The organism is Larkinella knui, from assembly GCF_003858645.1.
Taxonomy (GTDB): domain Bacteria; phylum Bacteroidota; class Bacteroidia; order Cytophagales; family Spirosomataceae; genus Larkinella; species Larkinella knui.
The window spans coordinates 1,075,207-1,097,915 of sequence record NZ_RQJP01000003.1; the positions used below are offsets into that span (position 1 = coordinate 1,075,207).

A 22,709-nucleotide genomic window follows, 5' to 3' on the forward strand; every position below is an offset into this window, starting at 1 on the left:
TTTAAATTTGGCTGGAGTACATGAGACGGTGATGATTTGCTATAGTGTAAATAAGCGGTTCGAGGGAATTACCAACCCGGCTCAGACCTGAGAAGTACGGTTTTATAAAGTTTATTCGTCCCGGTATTGAGTTAGTAGTATGCCTTTTGACCCAACCAGCCAATACCGGCCGCAAAGCACTTATTGAAAGACCCGTGCGCCACTTCGCCGACTCTGATCTACCTCCTTTTTTGCTATCAGGATACCGGGTTTAAGACTTCAACCTGACAAAGTATCTTAGCTGATCGTTGGGATTTTGAAAATGGCCGCGCCCGTAAAAATACAAAAAATCGGGTTGTACTACGGGAAAATGGGACAATAAACGCTCATTTTAACCGCCAAAAGTCGGCATTACGAGAAGTGCTGAATCGCCTACAGTGGCCAGGAGCAATCTCCTTTTCCACAAAATAAAAGTTGTTTTAAAAGCAAGGTTCTTAAAAAAGTAAGAGACCGACAGGGCATAGTTACTTTTGAGTCTCTTGAAAATACATATTCTATTAACAGGCCTGTTTCAGGTACATACGATTCTCAGGATACCGGATTTTATGTACTCCTTCCGATTCGTTAAGGCAAGCTGGCCGGTTGGTTATCTTCGATGGCTATTATTACAGATATGACAAAAAGCGCGCCCCTCGAATAGGTGGCGAAACTTATTACTACTTAAAGATTACCAAACTTAAAGCGCAATAGTTTCAAGAATAGAATATTAGTTGTATTACTTTATACAACAGGGCCTAATTAGCTACTACAATCAAATTTAAATCTTGGTTTTGTCGAATACCATAATCTTAGATGTAGAGCTACAGCGGGAGAAAGGCAATTTCTTCTTAAGCTTCTTATTTGTATTTAGTCAAGAATCCCTCCAATTTTAATTCAACGCTATATGGATGGCTTTCAATTTATATGCGAATATATAAACTAAATTAAAGATCACTTTAATTGCTCAAACCATAGATAAAAAGTCGCATCAGCGAACCCAGCCACAATCAGCCCATTCTGGTACTTTTCTATAACACTGATTTGACTTTTAATCTTAACCGTATCAGCTGCTACTTTAGTCAAATTCCAGGTTTCACTGAATGGGCTAGTGCCATATGGCGTTGTATAGGTTGCTTTCGCAGAAGTTGGGGTAATTTTTGTGACGACTAGGGTAGAATAGGGCTTTAAATTCGCCAAAGCCACGTCTGGATTCATGGGCCCCGTTACTTTGATCAGTTGATAAGTACCGGACACAATTGTAGCGGCATTAGGCTCACTTGGCTCAACGTTCCGATTGCAACCTGCCATTAACGTAACCAAAAGATAGAGAGCAAGTAGCTTTTTCATCCGGGTTTAGATTAAATGTTAATATAATCATAAAGATAAAAAGAATGCCAATCAATAAATTCTCCCGATAGCTTTTTGGTTCGTTGCTTATTGCCCTGCTCACGATAGGGTATCGTTCCTACCAGGCAGCGGTTCTAAATCCCGGCGTCCCGGTATTTCCTAGCTCCAATGGTATATGGATTACAGGAGTTACTACCAATATTCCTGATTCGGATCTTTCCAGGTGGCAGAGTGATCGGAAAGCGGTATTTTTGGAAAGAGATCAACCAACTGTACGATGGATACGCTGCGACGATTTGAAACCATCAGCGATTATAATGCCTTCAATAACAATGAAACGCTACACCCGCTGGTCAGTGTGGTGGACTTATCGAAGGCGGCTCCCCGCCAGAGTTCCCGCCTGTATTTTGGCTTTTATACTGTCTTCTTGAAAGATGTAAAATGCGGGGATTTGGTGTATGGCCGGGCGACATATGACTATCAGGAAGGAACGCTGGTTTTTCTGGCACCGGGTCAGGTGGTGGGCATCAATAGCAATGGGGAAACCTATCAGCCCAAAGGCTACGCCCTGGTCTTTCATCCCGATTTAATTCATGGTACGGCCCTGGGGCGGCATATTCAGGAGTATACCTTCTTTGGATACCAATCGTTTGAAGCCCTGCATTTATCGAGTCGGGAACGGGACATGGTACTGGATTGCTTTGCCAAGATTCAATATGAACTGGAGCACGCCATCGACAAGCACAGCAAACGATTGATTGTATCCAACATTGAACTGTTTCTCAACTATTGCACCCGGTTTTATGACCGTCAGTTTATAACCCGCAACCATGTACACGAAGGCGTTTTGGAGCGGTTTGAGCATTTGTTAAATACATTTTTTCAGACGGACAAACCGCAGCTTATCGGGTTGCCTTCGGTAGCCTATTGTGCCGGAGAATTGAACTTGTCGGCCAATTACTTTGGCGACCTAATTAAAAAAGAAACGGGCAAAACCGCCCAGGAATATATTCAGGCGAAGGTCATTGATGTTGCCAAAGAACGCATCTTTGATCAAAGTAAATCGGTCAGTCAAATTGCCTATGATTTAGGGTTTAAATATACCCAACACTTCATCCGCCTGTTTAAACAACGGGTTGGCGAATCGCCTAACGAATACCGGACAACTCACAGCAACTAATTGCCTTTCCTGGCAAATTATATTACTCTGAAATAGACTTACACCAATTTCGGTTCCGCTCGCTCAGTGCCCGCTAATGAATCACTACCTCACCGGTCTTCTGCACTGACATGCTGATCCCGTTCTTTTAAGACGCCAAAAGGCTTAAACTACAAAATAAGTTGCCTTACTACTACCTAAATTCAATTTCATTCAAGACACTTTTCATTTTTCTTGCCACCTGATATTTTACAAAATAAATAGGTAAAAAGACTCCTATTTTTACTTTTTACCCCAAGTAGGATGCGTAGCAAATGCCGATACTAATTACTAATTATAGGATGGTCTGAACCCGAATTGGCTCCCTATAGACCTAATTTAAGTCAAATTTTACCATAATTTCTCGTGGTAAACAGGTTTCATTCCAGCGTTCCTCACGGTTTTCATTTTGAGTCAATCCGAACGATTGGCGTAGATAAAGGCTTGTGCCCGCGTTGTAGAAAAGAGTGAACAGGTTCAAAGCAGGTGCCTTCCATCGGACCTTCTATCAATCGCTGCAGGTGACCTAACGCATAACCTATTTTGTCCAGGAGGGAGTAATCTAAAAATTCAACTAACGAGTCTGTCTTCCCATTTTAACCTTTAACTTTAAACCAATATGAAAGAGGATTACAATGAAAAAAACTTTAATGATGAAATAGATAAAATTTTTAAAGACTTACATGACAAAATAAATTCTACATTGAATATTCTGGTAATAGGAAAAGTCAGTTCAGGAAAAAGCTCATTTCTAAATGCTTTTTTTGACGCCGAAAAAGACAAACCCATTTTTGAAGTTGGTGCCCAGGCGGGTGTAACGAAGGATGTAAAGTTCAAAAATATAGGTAAAACAATTAAAATATGCGATACTCCGGGCCTGGATGATGTCATAAAGGTCAACTCTGAAGAGACCCTAAAAATGCTGGAAGAAGGCGTAGACATCGGGATTTTAATAATTTCCGGTGCAGCCGACTCTTCACAAAAGAAGCATTTTGATGATTTAAAGAAAAGAGCTGCAAAAGTATTTATCGTATTGAACAAGAGAGATGAATTTACTAAAGAAAATTTAGCGATTGTTTTAAATCAATGGTCGGGACATTTAGCCCTTTCAAAAGACGAAACAATATACACGGTTGTTTCTAAAGGATATGATCCCAAAGATAGGTTGATCAACGAATTAACGGATGAGGAAACAGAAATTCCTGTAGATAAATACAAAAGACCCGTCACATTAAAGGGAATTGATACCGTACGCGACGATGTATTAAAATTCCTGGAAAAAAGCGGTAAAGATATTTTACTGGCTAAAGAATTAAAAAACAAAACAAAAAGTGCAATCGCAATAATCGCAACAGCCTGCCTGACAGCTACCGGAGCCGCCTTTTTACCAGGTAGCGCAGCTATCATAGGAACAATACAGGTGGGAGCCATCGCTTCATTAGGTTATTTATATACAGGCGAATTGATCAGTAAATCACAAGCCCTTTCAGCCGTTGGGGTCGTCGTTGCCAATTCAGTAGGCCGCACTTTGTTTTTGGTTGTCAAGAGTTTTATGCCACCCACGGGCGTTTTGGACCTGGCAGCTGCCACCATAGCACTCACTGTAACAGCCGCAATGTTAACTGCTGTTGCCAAACTACTTGAACGAGGTTATACGCTTGACGATAAGGAACAGTTGAAGAAGATCTTCGACGAATTAATGACCGCATCAAAAGAATTATTCAAAAATGCCAACCTTAGTGATTTGAAGGATAAAAGTTTCTTTATAAAAATTCTAACTCAATTATTTTCTGCGGGCAAATAACACCTGAACGGTATATAGATCCCCAAATACCGCTTCTGAAAGCTTCAGATAATTTCAATAAAAATGGCAGTACTTCATTTGAAACTGTCATTGCTAACCCGCAGGAGAAAATCGCAAGAACTTTATTGAGAAGTATTATCCGGCTATACGTTGAACAATCCGTAAACAATTGTCCTGTTCAACGTATTAATAGAGGTACTGATTCCTGTTTATTACATCCCAACTGTGGGCTGTCGAGGATCTTTAAAAAGTGTCTTTGTATTTTCAGGCAGGATTAAACCCCTGTAATCCCCACCCAGGTAGCGTATGAAATTTGACTTTCAATCCGTTTTTATTAATGATTTAGACTGGAGCCTGGCCCTGGAAATTGTGGTCAGAACGCTGATTATGTTTACGATCATTCTGGTCTTCCTGCGGTTAACCGGCAAGAAGGGGATTCGCCAGCTGTCGATCTTTGAAGTGGCTATTATTATCGGCATGGGATCGGCTGCGGGTGATCCCATGTCCAATCCGGATAATGCCATTTTGCCCGCTTTTCTGGTTTTTGTGACCATTCTGGCATTCTACCGGCTCATTACGTGGTTTGCTGCCAAAAATGAACGATTTGAAAGCATTTTGGAAGGCGATCCCGTGTATATTATTGAAGACGGCGTTTTTTCCCTGGTGGAAACCAGTGAACAGACCTATGCCAAAGACGAATTCTTTGCCGAGATGCGTCAGCAGAACATTGAACACGTCGGTCAGGTGCAAACGGCGTTGTTGGAAACGAACGGGAATGTGAGTTTTTTCTATTTTGAGGAGAAAGATGTCCGGCCAGGCTTGCCCATATTGCCCAAGGTGTACCAGAAAAGAAGTTCGCTGGTTTCGGTAGCGGGCGAGTACGCCTGTACGAGCTGCGGGCAGGTAGAGAAACTGGCCCCGGGCCGATCCGGTTGCAAGCGGTGTCACAAAGAGGAATGGGTAGGGGCTATTAAAACCATTCGAAGAACCTAAGCCGGGATCGTTCATGAAAAATCCTGCGTAAGAATTCGGATTGGCCTACCTTTCCGCCCATTAGTGTAACTTCGTCCGCGGTGCATTCGCGGCTAAAACACCCTACTTCCTGCCGAACAGAACCCGAAATGAACTTCGATACCCAACCTCTATTTTTTGCCGACCAATCCGATTTCCGTCAGTGGCTGGAGAACAACCATGACAAGGAAACAGAATTGTTTGTGGGATTCTACAAAGTGGCAAGCGGGAAACCGAGCATGACCTGGCCCCAGTCGGTAGACGAGGCACTTTGTTTCGGATGGATCGACGCTGTACGCAAATCGATTGACGACGAAAGTTACATGATCAGGTTTACACGGCGTAAGTCCACCAGCATCTGGAGCAATGTCAATATTAAAAAAATTGAAGAGCTGACGGCAAAGGGGCTGATGCATCCTGCCGGAATCGAGGCATTCAGACACCGGACAGAAAGCAAATCGGGGATCTATGCTTTTGAGAAAGAAGAAGTTAGGCTTTCGAAGGAATTTGAGGACGAATTCAAAGCGAACCAAAAGGCCTGGGCCTGGTTTGAGAAAATGCCTGCTTCCTATCGAAAGTCCGCAACGCACTGGATTATGGAGGCAAAACAGGAAGTGACGCGCAAAAGCCGTCTGGATGAATTGATACGCGATAGCGAAGCCGGAATAAAATTAAAACGGTATCGGTATTGATAGGGTTAAATTGTGTCAATCATTACGCAGTGAGACGTCGCCAGAAACGCTGCGTATTTCCGAACCACTCCCTCCTCATGGGATTAAGATCCCGACGGTTTGGGGGCACCACGTAAAGCCTTGATTAGGGCCATAAGGCCGGCCACGACCAATCCAACCACTAAACCAATCCCAAATTCTTTGACCCAGGCGGGAAGGTTTGGAAACAACGTGTGCAGGTAGTGGATGTTATGCACAAAGATGCCGCCTGCCACCAACAACAGGGCCAGGGTCCCCACCACGTTTAAAATCCTGATGATAAACGGCAAAGCGCCCACCAGCCCCTGGCCCAGCTTTGCCAGCAACCCCGCAGGGCTCGATCGTTTAATCAATTGATAGCCAGCATCATCCATTCGAACAATGAGCGCCACGAGGCCATATACACCAACGGTCGCCAGCAAGGCAACGACCGATACCGTCAGGATCTGGGTCAAGGTGGCTTCTTCAGCCACCGACCCCAGGGCAATGATGACAATTTCCACCGACAGGATAAAGTCGGTGGTGATGGCGGATTTGACCTTTGCTTTTTCGGGATCGCCAGCGGGATCCGCTTGTTTATCCGCCGGGATGCCCGGCGGTTTCGTGTTCTTGGTTTTATGGAAGTACTCAATGATTTTTTCGGCTCCCTCGTAGGCCAGATAGCACCCACCCAGGAGCAGAATGAACGTGATGGCCGCAGGAAAGAAGGCATTCAGTAACAAGGCAATCGGCACGATAATCAGTTTGTTAACCAGGGAGCCTTTGGTAATGGCCCACAGAATCGGCAATTCTCTTTCCGCCAGAAACCCCGTCGCCTTTTCGGCGTTGACGGCCAGATCATCCCCCAATATCCCGGCGGTTTTGCGGGTGGCTACTTTGGTTGCCAGCGCAACATCATCCATTAAAGCTGCTATATCATCCAGGAGTGCGAAAAAACCCGTTGCCATTCGTCTCGTAATTTTAAATTTGAATACCTACCACTTGCCAGGGCTGTAAGATAGGGAGATTGATTCTAAAAGTACGGCCTCGCTGAACAATCTGATTCTTGGAGAGGGGCTACAAGCGGTTTTTTTAGCAAAAATGGATTGGGCAAGCCGCCAGGGCGGGTCTGCTCCCTGTAAATTTTCGTAGCTCGCTGCTCTAAAACCGTTCAGGCCAGTCCGCCTTCCGGCCGATCACCGCATTCCCTCCCCGGAGTAACCCGACCAGCAACCTGAGGGCGAGCTTTTGCCGAAGGGGCCTTCTCTTGAAAAATACGTTGAGTTTTTAGCCCGAAGTTTCCGTACTTTGGCTACTATAAAGCGCGTATACAACCTTAGATTATACCCATCAGCACACCCGATCATTCATGGCTGATAACAACTCATTGCCTGCTTCACAACTTACACCCGACGAGCAAGACAAGCTCCGGGAATTAACCACTCAAAGCTGGAACCTCGAATTAGCCATCTCCGGGGTTGCGATGTTCGCCATCCTGCAATTGCCCGATCTGCTGGAGTCGGCCTTCAGCTACCTCCGGTATAATTACATGACGCACACCGATGGCGTAGCGGCCATGTTGCCGTCGCTGACCTACAGCCTGATTCGGGCCACCTGTCACGTCTTGTTTGCGGCTTTTCTGGCCAATTTTGTGATGCGGGCGTTTTGGGTGGGTCTGGTAGGTCTGCTGGCCGTTTTTCCGTCGGGCATCCATTACGACCGTATTCCGTTCTCTACGCCTTATGCGCAGCAACGCCTTGCCGACGACCTTGGCCCGCTGGACCGGTATATTCTCTGGCTCGACAAACGCTGCAACATCGTGTTTGCCCTCGCTTTTCAGTTCGTGTTCCTGCTGGTGGTGGTAGCCCTACTCTACATGCTGGGGTTACTGTTCTACTTAGTTATTCAACCCAATGTATCCGCCACCGTCTGGTTTGGGGTCAAAATCGCTTTAGGCTTGCTGGTGGTGGTCTTCTACTTAGCCCTTGTAGTGTTAAATCAGAAGAAAGTAAAAGAAACCCCCAGGGGCATGCAATTCAACTACCGATTTATGAAGGTGGGGCAACTGATCATGATGGGCATGTACAGACACACTTCCTATGTAACCAACACGTTTTACAGCAATATCCGGCCCGGCAAATTACTTCAAACGGCAACGATTTTCATGTTGGTATTTTTTGTCGTGTTCTTCCTCGAATACATCAACGATATCTCACGTACCAGTGGGCGGATGTCGTTTTTCAACAGCCGACACCTTTACTCAACCCGAATCGATAGTCTCTATATCGAGCCTACGGCCTATGACAACCAGCGCCCCGAGGGTGCGTTTATTGATGGAGCCTCCATCCAGTCAGACGTGATTCGGGAACCGTACCTACGCTTGTTCATTGCCTATCCCAAATCTCTCGACACGCTGCTCAAGCAGGTTGCGCCCGAACCGGTCTGGAGCGATACGCTGTCGAGGCAAGTGCGTCGGCAGCAATATGCGATCTGGAGCAACCAGCAGATCAACAAACTGATTCGCATCACCGTCAACGATTCGGCCTGTGCCCAGCCTAACCTGCTGTTTACCAAAACCGGGATCCAGGAACAACGCGGCTGGCAAACGGTATTGGTGCCGGGCAATCTTAAAACGGGCCGCAACCTGCTCCGCGTAGCCCTGCAAGACCCCCGAAAAAAAGAAGCCGATGAACTGGTGATGATTCCATTCTGGTATGTACCTGAACCCTAACCTACCCACCCTTAAGTAGCCAGACCTATCTGCTTCGCACGCCAACAGCCCCTCCTTCTTGAAGACGGTATTTAAGTATACCGTCTTGGGTTTCATCTTCCATAGGCAACTAACGGGAGTTGAAAAATAATCGTCCTCTAGAACCTCATTTTCTTGAGGACAAGTGCAGTTCCTTAGCGTAGAAAAGAAAAAGGTGCCTTCAGCTGACAAGCAGACGCACTTTTGTGAATTACATGACGAGATGACCACCCCAAAGTCTTTTAGAAGTTCACAATGAATAAGCTTTCCTGATTGAACAGGAAGCTTGCCCAATCAGGAACTAGCAATCAGCGGAATCTAATTACTTCACTTGAATAACAACCTTCCCTTTCGCGCGTCCGCTTTCAACATAGGTTACTGCTTCATGGGTCGATTCAAAGGGAAATAACTTATCGATTACAGGTCGTATGATCCCCGATTCAATCAACGATGTAATTTTAGTGAGCTGGTTACCACTGGCTTTCATAAAGAGAAACGAATAGTGCACGCCATACCGTTTTGCTTTTTTTCTGGTGGAGTAACTCAACAAGTACAGGACTGCTTTTAATACCGGATTCAGGCCAATCTCGGTAGCAAAATCAGGATCAGGGGGACCCGAAATGGAAATAAGTTTTCCTCCCGGTTTTAAGATGCGGAGTGATTTCTCGAGCGTCTTTGGGTCCTGACTGTTCAGGACCACATCATAATCATGCAGAATGGTTTCAAAGTCTTCCTTCCTGTAATCAATGACCACATCCGCGCCCAGACTTTTCACCAGCTCACGATTTTCGGCACTCGTTGTCGTGGCCACCGTAGCACCCAAATGCTTGGCCAGTTGAATGGCAAACGTGCCTACGCCACCCGAACCAGCTTGAATAAACACGTTCTGGCCTTTCTTCAGGTCAGCTTTTTCAACCAATGCCTGCCAGGCAGTGAGCCCGACCAGCGGAATCGAAGCGGCCTCTTCCATCGTGAGGTTTTTGGGCTTAAGGGCGATGTCGTCCTCATCGATGGCAATGAACTCGGCGAATGTTCCGATTCGATCTTTGTTGGGCCGGGCATATATTTCATCACCTACCTTAAAGTTCCGGACGCCAGCTCCGATCCGGGTAATAACCCCCGCCACATCATTGCCTAAAATGAGTGGGAAGCGATACGGCAGAAGGAGCTTGAATTCGCCATCCCTTATTTTTGAATCGAGTTGATTAACACTGGCCGCGTGGACCTGGACCAGTACGTCCTTATCCTTCAGGATGGGCTCTGGCAAATCGGTAGCTAATAACGGCCCTTTTTTGGCATACCGGTTTATATTAAATGCTTTCATGGTTTCGTCCGTAAGAAATGAGTGATTATAGCCGTTTAAGGGTGCAGGAACTGGTAACTTTTTGTCGGGTTAACCAGACTATAAGCCAATTTGGGCGAAAGCCGGCTGAGGATGTAAAGCGATTTTGTGTCGCCGACCCGGATGGTCAGCTGATTCTTTCTGAGCCCTTTGATGAGCGCATGGACCAACGCTTCGCTCGTTATTTTTTTATCCGTCCGATCGGCTGTCATGTCGGTGGCAACCACCGGGGGGATAAGCTCGAATACCTTCACCGGACTATTCACAATCTGCAGATGTTTCCGGAGCGATTCGGTATAAAATCGTAGCGCTACCTTGGAAGCGGAGTAGGTTGCTTCCAGTATGGAGGGAACATAGCTCAGAATGGAGGTTGTGTTGATAATGGCACTTTCTGGTCTTGTAGTAAGCATGGGCATAAATAAATTAGCCAACCGAATGACTCCCAGGTAATTGACATTCATTTCATAGGCTGCATCCGCCACATGTTTCTCACTGGCTACGGCCAGATTAAGTGGTTCTGTCAGAACACCCGCATTGTTGTATAAAATATCGATTCCGCCCAGTTGCTGCACCTGTGCGACGAGTTGGCGCGCATCTTCGTCCCTGGAAACGTCACTGTTGATGGTAATCAGGGCCGGGTACATTTTTTTTGCGGCTTCTAATTTAGCGGTGTTTCTACCCGTGATGAGTACGCTTGCCCCGTTGGCTAAAAACTGTTTGGCAGCCTCCAGGCCGATACCGCTTGCTCCTCCAGTGATCAAAACTACTTTCCCTTTTAACTTCATGATTTTCTGCTTAAAATTTGTTACTCACTCGTCCTTTCAACGTTGAGAATAAAAGACCAAAAAGTATATTTTTAGTGCCGGTGAACGAGTAGAAACTACTCCGGTTAAATTTAAAATATACCTTTTAGTCTTTTTTAGGCTAAAAAATTAGACAGAATAGCTATCCAATTCTGACTTCAGGCTCTTGATAAGCCCGTGCATCGGTTTTGCCGTATTCATGGCACGGCATAGGACAACGCCCCCTTCGACAGCGGCAACCATCTTGAACGCATAGATAACCGCATCAAGGTCAGGGGAAAATTCCCCGCTTTCAATCCCTTGCTTTAAAATAGTGACTGCCAATTCCTGCCCCTTGCGAATGACACCCGCAACCTTTTCTTTAACGAGCGGGTAATGATCATCGGACTCTACGGCTGTATTAAATATGGGGCATCCACCGGGTATGTACGTATCCAAGGGGTTTTTGTAAAGATCCAGAAACGCGAATATTTTTCCTTTAGCCGTATCTGCTTTACTGATGGCTATCCCTATTTGCTCACTCATTTTTGCCAGGAGCAAGTCAATAACCTGCAAGGAGAGATCTTCTTTACTTTCAAAATGCCCATACAGGCATCCCTTGGTTAGCTTGGTTGCGTCCAGCACGTCATCGATATGGACACCGGCTATCCCTCGCTGGTTGAACAAAGGAGCTGCCGTTTCCAGTATAAACTGTTTCGTTCGTTCTGACTTAGTAAGCATGGAGCAAAAATAGACTAAAAAGTTTATTTTATACTATACAGATTAACTATTTATTGATCCAGGGTCAAATAGAGCGAAAGAATAATCTGGAGCGGGCTTCCTTAAGAAATACGGGTGGTCACCTGCTTGTTCTGGCAGCGAACCCGGTAGACAGGAGCGCCCGGCTTCAGAACTGAAAAGGTAAAGACGGGCCATTGGGAAAGGTCAGTTGGATAGAATCAGCGGGCAAGGCTAACGACAACGTTCGTAAAAACAGCAGAAAAGGGAAGGCAAATGTGAATGTGCTGGTTCTTGTCATCATAGTTTGTAAAAGGAGGAGGACAGCGATTCCTATGATGAATCGGTTCGCCGACGGCGGGTTAGAAAGGAGCTTCATTTGTTTCGTAGCCGCTCATCAATCAGTGGCTATTTTCAATTCGGTCGCCTTCTTCTGTTCCAGAAACGGGTAGACGTAGATGAAGCCGTCGACGTTCGGGTTTGATTATCCGGGCCTTTCAGCACCCACGCGAAGGGCATAAATGGATAATAATGAGACCGGTATGCGGGTAAAAAAAGAAGGAAAACACATACCCGATTCTCCATTTTGACTGTCCAAGATTTGGGCTAAGGTCAATACTGCAGCAGTGTCGATCACTCTATAGCCAAGAGTTAACGCATTTAGCACAGCCTGCTCACATGCCGAACCGTCCCGAAGCAAGTAAGTGCCAAAATCCAGCAGCGGCATTTTTATGCCGTTATTCAATAGTGTGTCATCACTTTATAGCCATCTGTATTGGTGTGGCTCAGTGGCAATACCGGTAGCTGACTCTGTTTATAGAGTCAGCTACCGGTCCCGATGGAAATCGCCAATCCGGTCGATTGCACGATCGTCTACGCTTTCCGGTCTATCACCTTGTCCAGATTTTCCGGATACCGGCCACCCCGGGCTTCGATGTTATCAGCACCCCGGGTGATCGTGCTTAGCTCCGTGGGAGAAAGCTCCAGAGCCGACGCGCCGATATTTTCCTTCACACGTTCCGATTTCGTGGTACCCGGGATCGGAACGATCCATGGCTTCTGTGCCAGGATCCAGGCGAGCGCCACCTGCGCGGTGGAGGCTCCCTTCTCCGTCGCAACGCGGTCGAGAACTTCCACAAAGGCTTGATTCGCTTCCCGGTTTTCTTTCTGAAAACGGGGGAAGTAACTCCGGCCATCCTCTTTCCCGAAGACCGTATCGGCATTTATTTTGCCGGTCAGAAAGCCTCTGCCGAGGGGGCTGAAGGGCACAAAACCGATTCCGAGCTCCTCCAGCACGGGAAAGATCTTTTCTTCGGGTTCGCGCCACCAAAGGGAGTACTCGCTCTGCAGTGCCGTCACCGGTTGCTCGGCGTGGGCTTTCCGGATGTTTACCACCCCAGCCTCTGATAGCCCAAAGTGCTTCACCTTACCCGAGGCAATGAGATCCTTCACGGTGCCCGCCACCTCCTCCATGGGAACGGTCGGATCCACACGGTGCTGGTAGATGAGATCGATCGTATCGATGCGCAGGCGCTTGAGTGATGCGTCCACGACGTTGCGGATGGTCTGCGGGCGGCTGTCGAGTTCAGCGTTCGATCCATTCCTGAATCCAAATTTGGTGGCGATCACCACCTGGCCCCTGAACGGTTCCAGAGCCTCTCCCACGATGTCCTCGTTGGTGTAAGGGCCATAAACCTCTGCCGTATCAAAGAAGGTGATCCCCTGTTCCACCGCGTCGCGTAACACGCGAATGGCTTCTTTCCGGTCCGGCTGGTTCGCGTACCCGTGGCTTAATCCCATGCAGCCCAAACCCAGTTCGGACACGGTTAATCCTGAAGTTCCTACTTGTCGTGTTTTCATGTTGTCTGTTTTGTGCTGCAAAATTGTGGGCGAAAGACCGGCCCTTCTGTATACAGATTACGGGTTTTCCTACCACTATTACGGATTGGGATGGCCGGCATCGAAGGGACTTGCCGGAACCTGTAAGTTTGTATCGATATTTGTAGCGATAAAAGAATACGCCATGGAAGAGATCGTAAAAATCAGCAGCATCGCGCAATACAATACCCTGCGGGGCGTACCGACCAAACATCCTCTGGTTACGGTGATTGACCTCTCGAAAGCGCAACCGATGCCCGCCAAAACATTCAACTTTGGTTTGTATGCCGTGGGGCTGAAAGAAGGGAACCATGGCCAGTTACGCTATGGCAGAAGGCACTATGACTACCAGGAAGGAAGCCTGATTTTTGTCGCGCCCGGACAGGTGGTAGGTGTAGAAGCCGGCGTTGAACCATTTGCTCCCAAAGGTGGGGTATTGCTCTTTCATCCCGACCTGATCAACGGCACTCCGTTGGGCAAACACATGCAGGATTATTCGTTCTTTTCGTATGATGTCCATGAAGCACTCCACCTGTCGGATAAAGAGCAGCGTATCGTGCAGGATTGCTTCTCAAAAATCGGGTATGAACTCGATCAAACTATCGACAGGCACAGCAAAGGACTGATTGCGGCCAACATCGAGCTGCTGCTCAAGTACTGCATCCGGTTTTATGACCGCCAGTTCATTACACGCGACCAGGCAAATAAAGGCATCCTGGAACGGTTTGAATCCGTATTGACAGGCTATTTTTCATCCGATAAACCGCAGAACGAAGGCCTGCCTTCGGTCGCTTACTTTGCCGAAGTCCTGCATTTATCCCCCAACTATTTTGGTGACCTGGTGAAGAAAGAAACCGGCCGATCGGCTCAGGAATACATTCAATCAAAAGTGATCGATGTGGCCAAAGCGCGCGTGTTCGACAGGAGTAAATCGGTGAGTGAAATTGCCTACGAACTGGGCTTTAAATACCCGCAGCATTTCACCCGTCTGTTCAAACAAAAAGCAGGCGTTACGCCGAATGAGTACCGATCCCTAAACTGAAGCGCCAACTAGCCAACCGCAGATTCTGTAGGGGTATCCGAAAAATCAAATGAGGCCGACCGGAAACGCACCGATTGCAAATTGTTGGTCTTTACTCATTTGCGTTGACGTTGGGTTACAACCCGGAATTTTGGCCACCCCGCCGATTTACGGGCTGCTTAGTTTACTTGATACGTATTTCGGAAGCCAAGCCTACGTAGCCAGATTACGTTTTGTTGTAGCCCAAATGAGACTGGTTGCCCGGCCTTCTGAAAGCCGTTCGCTGGCCCCTGTTCAACACACACAAAAGGCGGAGACGCGCTTTCCTTTTGTCAATTAAAGGACTGCCGGAAGGCCAAGGGTGACAGATCGGTTTTGCTTTTAAACAAGCGACTAAAGGACTGAGCGTGCTCGAAGCCCAGCGCATAGGCAATCTCGCTGACGGAAAAATCGGTTGTCGATAGCTTCTCTTTAGCGGTTTCGATGAGTTTATCGTGGATGTGCTGCTGGGTATTTTGTCCGGTTAAGGAACGGAGCATGTCGCTTAAATAACTAGGCGACATGTTTAGATGGTCGGAGATAAACTGAACGGTGGGGATGCCTTGCAACACGGTTTTTTCGGTACGGAAATAATCATCCAGCAGGGCTTCCAGTTTTTGCAACACGTCGTGACTGGCGGCTTTCCGTGTGATAAACTGACGTTTGTAAAAGCGGTTGGCGTAATTCAGCAACAACTCGATTTGTGAAATCATGACATCGTGGCTGAAGTCATCAATTCTGCTTTTCAATTCCTGGTCAATGATGCCGAAAATAGAGAGAATGGTTGTCTTCTCCTGTTCGGATAGATGCAAGGCTTCATTGGCAGTATACGAAAAGAAACCGTACTGTTTGATTTTCGAGGCTAGTGGATAGGACAAAAGAAAATCAGGGTGAATGAGCAGCATCGAGCCGGATTTTACCGTGTCGTCCGGCGTTTCAAACAGCTGATTGGGAGCGGTAAACACCAATCCGCCCTCGCCAAAGTCATAATAGTTCTGCCCGTATTTCGCCCGGCTGCAAAGAGTGGTTTTGTAGGCAATCTTGTAAAAATTCAGCGCGAACGAATCGGCTAATTCATGCCGCTGAACGGTGATGTCCCTGATATCAATAAAACTGATCATCGGATGCAGGGGCGTTGGTAGCCCAAACACCCGATGAACGTCAGAGAGGGAGTCAAATTTGCGTAGTGAATGGTCTTGCTTTCTCATCTTGTCGATCGGAACAACACGTTGTTACTTTTTACCAGGGAATCTCGCCGGTTTCCGGGTTGTGCTCAAAACTGATGAACCTTCCCGTTGGGCCATCCGTGCCAATCAGCGCGTACGCTGCGATGCGTTTACCACCCTCCTGAACGGTACCGGTGCCCCGATGAGCGTTAAAATCAGTGGCGACAAAACCAGGGTCAACCGCGTTTACTTTGAACGGTGTATCACGCAAATCATAGGCCAAATCAATCGTGTACATGTTCAAAGCCGCTTTTGAGGGTTGGTACATAGCTCCTTTATGATGGTAGTATCTCCAGGTAGGGTCACTGCTCAGAGTCAGCGAACACCCGCTCGACGACACGTTCACGATACGGGGCTGATCCGCCTTTTGCAACAGATCAAAAAATGCCTGCGTAACCCGCACCACGCCATACACGTTCACGTTGAATACCTCGTTCAATGTAGCGACGTTCGTCGTAAGGGCACCCTGCGGCATCCCCCCGTTGATTCCGGCATTATTGATGAGAACGTCCAGTACGTCGGTCTTCGTTCCCAGGTCAGCCCGGGCCGCTTTCACCGATTCGTCATCGCTTACGTCTAGCTGAATGACCGTTACGGCGGTCAGGCCTTCCGCGTTCAGTTTCTCTACGGCCGCCTGACCCCTATCGGCGTCACGGCAGCCCAGATAGACGTAATAGCCCTGCTGAAGCAGTTGACGGGCAGTTTCAAAGCCCACCCCTTTATTGGCTCCGGTAATGAGTGCTTTCTTCATGGTTTTGCTTTTTGGTTGATATACTGAGTATAGGCAAGCGCAAACTCGTTGGCAAAGTCGGTCAGTTTCACCTTGCCGAGGGCTGGCGGGTTGCGGTAGTAGTCTTCGTATAGCCTGCCACTGCCCTGACTGGCCTGCATCCCAATAAAGCCATGGGCAATCCACGGGTTCATGCCTGCCGACAGCATCCCCTGTAACAGTTGCTCGTCGGGGATGACAACCCAGGCCAAACCGGGCTTTCCGATAGCCGCGCCCAGGATTTTAGCGACTTCGTTCGGCGACACTTCATCACTGGCGATGTACTGAATGGTTCGGCCTTCAAAAGGGGCTTCCATTTCCCGGGCAATAGTAGCCGCAATATCCAGGGGTGATACCCAGGGCTCTTTTTGGTCACCGCCGTAGCTTTGCATGATCGCGCCCTGCAATTTGATGGTTTCCATGTACCGGAACAGATTGGTGTAGAAGCCAACGGGGCGCATGAACTTGATGGACACCTCAGCCGGCAGTTGATTCAGAATCGTCTCCACGGAATGGTGCAGGTAGAGACTGCCGGTTCCTTCGTTGGTATGGGCGCCGATGCTGCTTAAATGCACAATTCGTTTAACTCCGGATTGTTCCACCGCCTGCTTGTACGTATGGCCAATCCGGTTGAAGGCCGCCACAAAGTCCATGTCCTTGTCGAAGATGCTGCCAATGCCTTCCCAAGCTTCCATCAGGTAAACGATATCTGCCCCGTTGAACGTGGCGGATAAAAAATCCTGGTCCTGAAACGTGCCTATGGCGGCTTTTGCCCCTAAAGCCTCAATAGCGATTTGCCGTTCGGCCCTGCTGCTGATGACCGTAACGGAATGGCCCTTTCGGACTAAATCCTGAGTAAGTGGTTTTCCAATGGTTCCCAAAGAACCGGTCAATACGATGTTCATACTGCTGCTTTTTTGTGATTACAAAGGTGGGGAACCGTCAAAAAGCAATGTTAACCGAATTGAGGAATTACCTAACTGAAACGAGTCTGTGCCGGGTCGGATCACCGCACTCCGATTCCAATCCTAAGTAAACGCAACAGCCCCTCCCACCGGCAACCGATTAGCAGGATAGTATTGCTTTTTGAACACCTTGACGGAATCACCAATCGTCAGCATCATCCCGATTAAGGTTAAAACCTACGCCTTAGCGGCAAACGGGTTAGTTTGCCGTTGCGTACCGCTTTTTTCGGCTGGTTTGGTAAAGTGGAACATCCCTTATCGTATTTGGAACAGGCGTTATGTTCCGTCCGTTTTTCTTCCCTTAGGTTTGTGAGCAAACGTTTTTCCTAATCTTTTCCAGTTATAGCCTTTTTTCTCAGGGCGGGCTTCCGGCTGCCCTGACCGCTTTTTATCGACCCGGAATGAACGACCCGGCAATCCGACCTCAACAGTCGGACGGACCCTATTTTCTAACTCTATCCCAATTACCCTCACATCCCATGAATTCAATTTTACCAACGTTGATCAAATCTCCTGATTTCCTGCGCCGAATCCCGCTCGCCCGCTGGGGGCTCGTCTTGCTGCTATTGGCCGGACTTACTAGTGGAGCCAGGGCCATTTCTACCGCTCCCATCCACGCCGTTAAAGCTGGATTAGCGCCTTCGAAGAGCAAAGTTGCCGGAGGACCCCAATCCGGGCGCACCAGACCCCAATTGGCCAATCCCTGTTCCATAACGATGGCGGCTCCGGCCAGCCAGACCCTGTGTGCCGGCAGCACCACCGCTCCCATTCCATTTACCGGAAACGGAACCGTCTACCGCTGGACCAATTCCAACCCTTCGATCGGCCTGCCCGCCAGCGGCACCGGCACCATCGACTCCTTTACCGCACTCAACACCACCGGTTCAACCCAGACGGCCACCATCACTGTCACGCCCCTGGGACAGGGACCGACTCTTGCTTATATTATTCATAATAATTATCCAGATTATAACGATCAGGTCCCGAGCTATCTAAGCATCATCAATACGACCACCAATACGGTTTTGCCAACCACCATCCCGTTGGGCCGTTACCCATCAGGCATCAGCGTGAGCCCCAACGGCACCCGTATCTATGTCGGAAATTTTTTGTCGAATAATGTCACCGTCATCGATGCGGTCACCCAAACGGTGTTGACGACTATCGAGGGGGTTGACTCCCCGGCAGGGCTCAACGTGACCCCCGACGGCACCCAAGTCTATGTTGCGAATTTTAATTCGTACATGGTCAGCGTGATCGATGTTGCTACCAATAAGGTCACGGCCACGATCCCGATGGAGGATTCGCCAAATGGCGGTATCGTTATGAGCCCTGATGGCAAGCGCGTTTATGTTACCATTCAAAACCTGGGAAATCCGTCGTATCCTTACAGTGTGGCCGTGATCGATGTAGCAACTCAAACGGTGATCGCCACTATTCCGGTGAACGATGGCGCGGGAGCTATCTGCATAACTCCCGACGGCACCCGCCTTTATACCTCGACGATTTCTACCAATAAAGTGACCGTGATCAATACGGCCACCAATACCGTTTCGGCCACCATTGAGACGGTTCAATATGGACTCCAGTTTTCCATGTGCGCGAGCCTGGATGGCCAGCGAGTCTATGTCTCGACGAATCCGAAAAGGGTGACTGTGATCGATGTAGCTACCAATACCGTCTCGGGCAAGATCGACTTCGAGCCTTTTTCCCCGGCAGGCCTTGGTATTACGCCCGATGGGAGTAAAATCTATGCCATGGAACCCAGTCAGGACAGGGTGAGCGTGATCGATGTGGCTACCAACACGGTTTTGCCAAACCCCATTCCGGTGGGCAACAATCCGATTGCCAGTGGTAATTTTTTTGGAACAATCTCCTGTGAGGGTCCTTCCCAAAGTTTCACCATCACCGTCGATCCTGCCGTAACGGCCAGCATCACCCCGGCGGCACCGACCGTTTGTGCCGGCAGCACCACCCTGCTCACCGCCAGTAGCAGCCCGGCTTCCAATACCAGCACCTACCGGTGGAACACGGGTGCGACCACGGCGGACTTGCCGGTTTCCACCAGCGGCCCCTTTTCGGTGACCGTAACCACGGGCAGCTGTTCCGCCACGGCCTCCACTTCGGTAACCGTGAACACACCGCCCACGGTCAGCATTTCAGCCAACCCCTCCACCACCGTTATTCAGGGCCAGAGCGCCAGTCTGACGGCTTCCGGAGCCACTTCATACCGGTGGTCGACCGGCGAAACCAGCCCGGTTATTTCCGTCAGCGTCGCCGGGCCCTATTCCGTGACCGGAACCACCTCGGGTTGTTCAGGCAGTACCAGCGTCACGCTGGTGGTCACCAATCCGGCCTCCGCCAGTCTTTCAGGGAATACGACCCTCTGTCCCGGCCAACCCGCCACGCTCAGCGTCGCCCTGACCGGAACGCCCCCCTGGTCGTTCACCTATACCGATGGAACCACGCCGGTTGCGCTCAGCGGAATCACCAGTTCTCCTTACACCTTTACGGTCAACCCGGCTGCCACCACCACCTTCAACCTGCTGGCCGTCGCCAGCTCCGAAGCGCCCACCGGCGGAACCGTTAGTGGGTCGGCCACCGTCACCCGCCCGGAAGTGCCGCCCGCTCCCACCCTGACGCCTTCGAGTATCAGCGTGATTCAGAATACACCCAATGTAACATTGACCATCAGCGGCTGTCCGGGGGCGCTCACCTGGTCGGGCTCCAACGCCACTAGCGGAACAGAAACCACGATTTCCGTTCCGACTTCGGCTACGGGGACTATCGTCTATTCGGCGAGTTGCGTCGGTACCTGCCCCGGTGTAGCCGGTTCGGCCACTGTCACGGTTACGGCACCAACCGCCACCGGATCTTTCGACGGTTTTGTCAACGGGGCCGATTGCGGCACCTTTCGGGGCTGGGCCTGGGACCGGGGCAAGGGAAATACGGTCGTCAACGTCGAAATCCTGGATGGTTCTCAGGTCATCGGCACGCTGCCCGCCGGGGACTTCCGGCAGGATCTGCTCGATGCCGGAAAGGGCAATGGCAAACACGGTTTTCGCTTCACCATTCCCGATCTGATCAAAGACGGCTTGCCCCACAACCTGTCGGCCCGCGTCGCGGGCAGCAGCTTCATCCTGAAGGATTCTCCCAAAGCCCTGATTTGTACCGGCGCGGCCCCGGTGGGCAACAAGCCGCCCCAGCCGCCTTCCACTGTCTTGATTGCTCCCATCGTCGCCCAGGTCGGTATACCTTTTTCGGGAACGCTGGCGGCTTTCACGGATCCCGAAGGCACGGCCTTGAGCTACGGTTTGAGCGAATTGCCGGCAGGACTGAGCCTGAACCCGCAAAACCGGGTTATCAGCGGGACGCCTGCGGTGGCGGGTTCCTTCGTACTGACGTATTCGGCCACCGATGCCGGGGGTGCCAACAACAGTGTGAGTTTTATTTTGACGGTCAACCCGGCTCAGACGACGACAGTAACGGGCAGCTTCGAAGGCTACCTCGACAAGGCCGATTGTAGCGGTATTCGGGGCTGGGTGTGGGATCGCAACAAACCCAACACGCCCTTGACAGTGGAGTTCTATACAGAAAATACGCCGGGCAATATCACGGTTTTGGGCAGTACACTGGCCAACATTTACCGGGTGGACTTGAAAGATGCGGGCAAAGGCAATGGCTCCCACGCTTATAACTTTACCGCCCCGATGGGACTGTCCAACGGTATGCTGGTGCTGGCGCGGGTGCAGGGCAGTACGTTCGTGTTGAAAGGGTCGCCCAAGGCGTATCAATGTGCCCCGGCCCGTTTGTCGGCCGAGAGCGGTTCTGATTTACGGGTGACGGTTTTGGGCAACCCGGTTTCCAATCAGGTTGAGGTAGAAATTCGGGGCGCGGAGGGGCAACCGGTCCACTTGCAACTGACCGACGTCCGTGGTCGGCTGGTTGGCCAGCGCCAGATCGAAACCGCTAAGGCCATTGAGCAGCAAACTTTTTCGATGAGTCAACAACCGGCAGGGCTGCTGTTGTTACGGGTCAGTAGTGGGCTAAAAAGCGTTACGCTGAAGCTCATTAAGCAGTAGCATGATGAAATAGTAATTAGTAAAGGCGCGGGTCGATGATCTGCGCCTTTCTGATTAAATAGCTTCGTTGATCCGGTTTGTTAAGTTAGCGGTAGAATGTTCTAATTTATCCTGCCTTACCCCTGCCTGGTTACGATCTTCGTGCCCCTAGTTTGCCCATACGGTGCCACATTACGCAAAGATGAACCCGTAGCAAGACGGCCATACGAAACGATTACCGGGCGGGGTGCCGGGAAATGACAACCCGTCGAGGCAGAAGCAGCGCCGGGAGTAAAACTTTTTTGAGAATGGCGACATAAAGCAGATGCCGTAAATCGTCAATCGATAAAATAACAGCTTTGCCGCATTGATTTCGGTTCCGCTTTCGGAACTTTACGGATGCAAAGTTTGCTTTTTGCCTTATCTCAAACTTACTCCAATGGACTCCCATAAATTAGCTATCGACTGGATTGCCTCCTGGAATTCACACGATTTAGAGGCTATCTTATCGCATTATTCCGACGATATTGAAATTTCTACGCCGATGATCAGGCTGGCAACGGACGGAACGGCGGATTCGTTAGTCGGAAAAGAAGCGGTTAGAGACTATTGGAAAAAAGCGTTGGAACGCATTCCCGACCTCCATTTTGAGCTTATCGACGTAACTGAGGGCGTCAATTCTGTGGCACTCTATTACAAGTCAGTGCTGAATAAGAAGGCAATTGAAGTGATGTTTTTCGACAACCAGGGTAAAGTATATAAAATGGTAGCTCATTACACCAACTAAGAATGCTATTCACGACCGTAAAAGAAACCCGGCCAGCCGCAACTGACCGGCATCGAACCAGCCGTTAAGCCGGCATTTTTTCGGAGGTCTGTAACTAGCATATTTAACCATCAGTCCCAACTTTTCCAGCCTTGCCATGTATAAGTTTCTCTACGCGGTTTTCTTTATTGGAGTAACCCTTCTTGGCTGGTTTTTAACGGATTACTTGTATAGAAAGATAGGCTTCCTGGTTATCCTGACACCCGGCCCCCTGCTGGTTGGGTATGGATTAATGAGCGTTGCCCG

At 49.2% G+C, this 22,709-nt stretch carries 17 protein-coding genes; 8 read left to right on the top strand and 9 right to left on the bottom strand.

Going from position 1 to position 22,709, the window contains the following annotated elements:
• Nucleotides 1–969: 969 nt before the first annotated feature.
• Entirely contained in the window at nucleotides 970–1,365 is a 396-nt protein-coding gene (locus EHT87_RS18380) for a hypothetical protein (RefSeq protein WP_124908096.1), read from the bottom strand.
• A gap of 277 nt (nucleotides 1,366–1,642) precedes the next feature.
• On the opposite strand from EHT87_RS18380, the gene EHT87_RS18385 reads away from it, so the two are divergent.
• The 4 genes from EHT87_RS18385 (at nucleotide 1,643) to EHT87_RS18400 (ending at nucleotide 6,070) form a co-directional block, all read left to right on the top strand.
• Complete coding sequence (locus EHT87_RS18385; protein WP_124908097.1) at nucleotides 1,643–2,545, top strand: helix-turn-helix domain-containing protein; 903 nt, start codon at nucleotides 1,643–1,645, stop codon at nucleotides 2,543–2,545.
• Between the two features lie 637 nt (nucleotides 2,546–3,182).
• A complete protein-coding gene (locus tag EHT87_RS18390; RefSeq protein ID WP_124908098.1) occupies nucleotides 3,183–4,367 on the top strand; it encodes a GTPase domain-containing protein in 1,185 nt (394 codons plus the stop codon).
• A gap of 306 nt (nucleotides 4,368–4,673) precedes the next feature.
• Nucleotides 4,674–5,360 carry a DUF421 domain-containing protein gene (locus tag EHT87_RS18395; RefSeq protein ID WP_124908099.1) on the top strand — a complete coding sequence of 229 codons (687 nt, stop codon included), beginning with the start codon at nucleotides 4,674–4,676 and terminating at the stop codon, nucleotides 5,358–5,360.
• A gap of 128 nt (nucleotides 5,361–5,488) precedes the next feature.
• Nucleotides 5,489–6,070 carry a YdeI/OmpD-associated family protein gene (locus EHT87_RS18400; RefSeq protein ID WP_124908100.1) on the top strand — a complete coding sequence of 194 codons (582 nt, stop codon included), beginning with the start codon at nucleotides 5,489–5,491 and terminating at the stop codon, nucleotides 6,068–6,070.
• An 83-nt stretch (nucleotides 6,071–6,153) separates the two neighbouring features.
• On the opposite strand, the gene EHT87_RS18405 is transcribed toward EHT87_RS18400, so the two are convergent.
• Entirely contained in the window at nucleotides 6,154–7,035 is an 882-nt protein-coding gene (locus EHT87_RS18405) for a DUF808 domain-containing protein (protein WP_124908101.1), read from the bottom strand.
• 401 nt (nucleotides 7,036–7,436) lie between these two features.
• Between EHT87_RS18405 and EHT87_RS18410 the strand changes: the two genes are divergently transcribed.
• On the top strand, nucleotides 7,437–8,798 hold the full coding sequence (locus EHT87_RS18410) for a hypothetical protein (RefSeq protein WP_124908102.1): 1,362 nt from the start codon (nucleotides 7,437–7,439) through the stop codon (nucleotides 8,796–8,798).
• 340 nt (nucleotides 8,799–9,138) lie between these two features.
• Here the strand turns inward: EHT87_RS18410 and EHT87_RS18415 are convergent, their stop codons facing one another.
• The 4 genes from EHT87_RS18415 to EHT87_RS18435 all read right to left on the bottom strand — a co-directional run bounded on the left by EHT87_RS18415 (nucleotide 9,139) and on the right by EHT87_RS18435 (nucleotide 13,538).
• Nucleotides 9,139–10,140, bottom strand: coding sequence for an NADP-dependent oxidoreductase (locus EHT87_RS18415; protein ID WP_124908103.1), 1,002 nt, complete (start codon nucleotides 10,138–10,140; stop codon nucleotides 9,139–9,141).
• A 35-nt stretch (nucleotides 10,141–10,175) separates the two neighbouring features.
• The gene (locus EHT87_RS18420; protein ID WP_124908104.1) at nucleotides 10,176–10,943 is read right to left on the bottom strand and encodes an SDR family oxidoreductase; all 768 of its coding nucleotides are present in this window, start codon (nucleotides 10,941–10,943) and stop codon (nucleotides 10,176–10,178) included.
• A 147-nt stretch (nucleotides 10,944–11,090) separates the two neighbouring features.
• Entirely contained in the window at nucleotides 11,091–11,681 is a 591-nt protein-coding gene (locus EHT87_RS18425; protein WP_124908105.1) for a TetR/AcrR family transcriptional regulator, read from the bottom strand.
• Between the two features lie 870 nt (nucleotides 11,682–12,551).
• Nucleotides 12,552–13,538, bottom strand: coding sequence for an aldo/keto reductase (locus tag EHT87_RS18435; RefSeq protein WP_124908106.1), 987 nt, complete (start codon nucleotides 13,536–13,538; stop codon nucleotides 12,552–12,554).
• Nucleotides 13,539–13,701: 163 nt separating this feature from the next.
• Between EHT87_RS18435 and EHT87_RS18440 the strand changes: the two genes are divergently transcribed.
• On the top strand, nucleotides 13,702–14,598 hold the full coding sequence (locus tag EHT87_RS18440) for a helix-turn-helix domain-containing protein (protein ID WP_124908107.1): 897 nt from the start codon (nucleotides 13,702–13,704) through the stop codon (nucleotides 14,596–14,598).
• 311 nt (nucleotides 14,599–14,909) lie between these two features.
• Here EHT87_RS18440 and EHT87_RS18445 read toward each other — a convergent pair whose 3' ends face one another.
• Genes EHT87_RS18445 through EHT87_RS18455 form a run of 3 tightly spaced genes read right to left on the bottom strand, consistent with a single transcriptional unit; the run spans nucleotide 14,910 to nucleotide 17,516 of the window.
• Nucleotides 14,910–15,824 carry a helix-turn-helix domain-containing protein gene (locus tag EHT87_RS18445; protein WP_124908108.1) on the bottom strand — a complete coding sequence of 305 codons (915 nt, stop codon included), beginning with the start codon at nucleotides 15,822–15,824 and terminating at the stop codon, nucleotides 14,910–14,912.
• A 31-nt stretch (nucleotides 15,825–15,855) separates the two neighbouring features.
• Nucleotides 15,856–16,593: an SDR family oxidoreductase gene (locus EHT87_RS18450; protein ID WP_124908109.1), complete on the bottom strand. Its 738-nt coding sequence runs from the start codon at nucleotides 16,591–16,593 to the stop codon at nucleotides 15,856–15,858.
• On the bottom strand, nucleotides 16,590–17,516 hold the full coding sequence (locus tag EHT87_RS18455; RefSeq protein WP_124908110.1) for an NAD(P)H-binding protein: 927 nt from the start codon (nucleotides 17,514–17,516) through the stop codon (nucleotides 16,590–16,592). Before EHT87_RS18455 ends, EHT87_RS18450 begins: the two co-directional genes overlap by 4 nt.
• A gap of 539 nt (nucleotides 17,517–18,055) precedes the next feature.
• On the opposite strand from EHT87_RS18455, the gene EHT87_RS18460 reads away from it, so the two are divergent.
• Nucleotides 18,056–21,658 carry a putative Ig domain-containing protein gene (locus tag EHT87_RS18460; RefSeq protein WP_185716278.1) on the top strand — a complete coding sequence of 1,201 codons (3,603 nt, stop codon included), beginning with the start codon at nucleotides 18,056–18,058 and terminating at the stop codon, nucleotides 21,656–21,658.
• 418 nt (nucleotides 21,659–22,076) lie between these two features.
• Nucleotides 22,077–22,424, top strand: a complete 348-nt coding sequence (locus tag EHT87_RS18465; protein WP_124908112.1) for a nuclear transport factor 2 family protein — start codon at nucleotides 22,077–22,079, stop codon at nucleotides 22,422–22,424.
• The last annotated feature ends 285 nt before the right edge of the window (nucleotides 22,425–22,709 follow it).